3 protein-coding genes are annotated in these 2602 nt (G+C 33.2%); all 3 read right to left on the reverse strand.

Annotation, left to right across the window (positions count from 1 at the left end; translation table 11 throughout):
• The coding region (locus ACKI3D_RS03355; RefSeq protein WP_407392347.1) for a hypothetical protein at positions 1–233 on the reverse strand (233 nt) is incomplete at its 3' end.
• A gap of 94 nt (positions 234–327) precedes the next feature.
• Positions 328–1752 carry a hypothetical protein gene (locus tag ACKI3D_RS03360; RefSeq protein ID WP_407392348.1) on the reverse strand — a complete coding sequence of 475 codons (1425 nt, stop codon included), beginning with the start codon at positions 1750–1752 and terminating at the stop codon, positions 328–330.
• 22 nt (positions 1753–1774) lie between these two features.
• Positions 1775–2440 (reverse strand): hypothetical protein, encoded by a 666-nt coding sequence (locus tag ACKI3D_RS03365; protein WP_407392349.1) that lies wholly within the window; start codon positions 2438–2440, stop codon positions 1775–1777.
• Between the last annotated feature and the right edge of the window lie 162 nt (positions 2441–2602).

Raw genomic sequence — 2602 nt, forward strand, 5'->3', positions numbered from 1 at the left:
TTTAATAAAAAATTAATAACTGGTCTATTAGCTGTATTACTATGTGCAATAATATAACTATAAACACGCAAAGAAGTTTGTTTAATTCTTTGTTTTACAATTGCATCATTTTTAAATGGTGATGGATTAAATAATGTTTTAAAATATTTAAAAGTAAGTTGATAACGATCTGTATTAGAATTCCATTCTAATGTTTCATCATTATAATGTGATTTAATAATTAATTCTTTCATATAAATATATTATAAAGAATTTATAATCATAAAAAAAGATATATCCGAAGATATATCTGAAAAAGTCAGGAGGACCTTTTTTAAATTAGTTTAATTAAGCAGTATATACTTTGCTTTCAATTGCCATTGAACCATCATCTGCAATAGCTAAGCAATTGATATACTTGCCATTTCCAACTGTTAAGTCAGTTGTTGTAACACTTGATGCTGCACCACTTGTGATAGTAACAACACCTTTATATGTTGCTAATGCATATTTCTTTAAGAAATCACAGACTGAAGTTGCTGGAGCATCACTTACACATGTAACTGCTGCAACGACATGACCTGTGTTCCAATCATCTTCTGCTTCGATGCTGAAGGTTGCACCTGTTGCACCTGGTGAAGAGATTGAAATTTCTGGGAATAATCTTGAACCAGCACCTTTAAGTTTGAATACAATTTCAGAAAGTGAGCTGGAGAAGATTGTGCTTAATGCTTTAAATGGGTTAAATCCATCACTTGAAGTAAGCATAACATTTCCTTTTGGATACCAGGAAGCTACGCCAAACTTGTTATATGGTTGAAGGATTAAGCCTTGGCCATCAACTGCATCAACGACTTTGATTTGTTTTGAAGTGCTAACACCTCTGCTGTTTGCATATGAAGATGAAATATAGCCGACTAAATCTGATGCTTTAAGATCACCTTCCATAAATCCTAAGAATCCATCTGCGTGTCTGAGTGATTCATTAGAAATAATGTGACATGGAACACCGTCAATATCACCAATGTAACCATCTTCACTTCTACGAGCAGAAGCACCTTGAGAGATAGCATCACCTTTTGCAATATCATATGCATAGTTTGCTCCACCAAGAACTAAGACACCACTTGTTTTTAATGTTGCTCTATATGATGGTTTGAAAACAGCAACTCTGGTTTCTTCTGGGAATAAATCAACACCATTTTCTTCATCGCCTTCATCTAATAAGCTATTTGCTGTAATGAAGTCTTTGAGGATTTGTGATGTTTGCATATAAACAGCATTGTAGCCTTTGCCTTTTGCATCACTCATCATTGATGTTAAAACTTTACATGCAAATGTAGCACCATTAATAATTGTTGCTAATCTGTCGGAATAGATCTTTGTTTGTTCTGCTAAAAGATCAACTTTGATCATATCTTGACGAGCTCTTGGAATGATAATTGGATCATCTAAAACTTGTAAGAGTTCGATACCAACTGTAACTGTTTGTGTATAATGTTTGTTTGCAGAGAATGATGCACCATTTTTGCTTGCACCTTGTTCTCTTGGTTGCATTTTAACTGGTAAAATTCTGTTAACAAAGACTTGTGCTGAACTTGTAGCATCATCTTCGGAAACAAATTTGTCATCAATACCACGACCGCCTTTTTCTACTAAGCCTTGATACATATTTTTAAGAACTGCAGCTGAGAATCTGCGTTCTGCACTAACACCATTAATGTAAGTAGCATTGGTTGGTGATAGAATTTGTGAAATAACTTCTAATGCCATTTCTAATTTTTCCTTTCTTTAATTAAAATCTTTTTTTGTTTAATTCGTTTACAATGTCATCAACTGCTGTTTCATCGCTGTGGAAATCCATTACTCTGGTTCCATCATCAATACCAACTTCGGTTGACATATTTTTAACACCACTAACCACACCAGATTTTTCTAATGCTTCAAGTAATGATTCAACTTTTGCTTGTAAACCTTCAATAGCTTTATCTTTTTCATCTAATCTAGATAAAACTTTTTCAAAATCAGCTGCTGATGGTCCTTGTGGTTCCATTGTTTCAGGAGTTGGTATATTTGGATCAACTTCTTCCATACCTTCTGGAAGTTCTGATTTTTCAGATTCTTCCATTTCAGGTTTATTTGGTTCTTCAGGTTCAACAGGAGATTCTGGTTCTGCTTCAGGAGCCATTTCTGGTTTTTCCATTGGTGGTTCTTCAGCAGATTTATCTTCTTCGGAAGGTTCGCTTTCAACAGGTTCAGATTCTTCAGATTCTTCTACTTCTTCTTCACCCTCGGCAACAGAATCTTCTTTAGAAGGTGCTTCTGGTTTTTCTTCAGGTTTTTCTTCAGATTCTTTATCTTCAGGTTCCTCAGATAATTCTAATTTTACCTTTTCAATTTCTTCATCAGCTAAACCATGAGCTTTTAACACAGAAACTAACTTACTAAGTAATTCTTCCATTTGTTTTTCCTTTCTTAATATAGTTTGTAATGTGTGTTAAATTTTTTTCGGCATAAAGAACATTCTTGATGATTTTATGTCTATTAACAATTATATTTTAATATATATTTAAAAATTGTAAAATTTTTTTAAGTTATTTATATAATAAAAAGTCGGAGGCCA

Origin of the sequence: Methanobrevibacter sp. (genome assembly GCF_045586545.1) — an archaeon.
Lineage (GTDB): Archaea > Methanobacteriota > Methanobacteria > Methanobacteriales > Methanobacteriaceae > Methanocatella.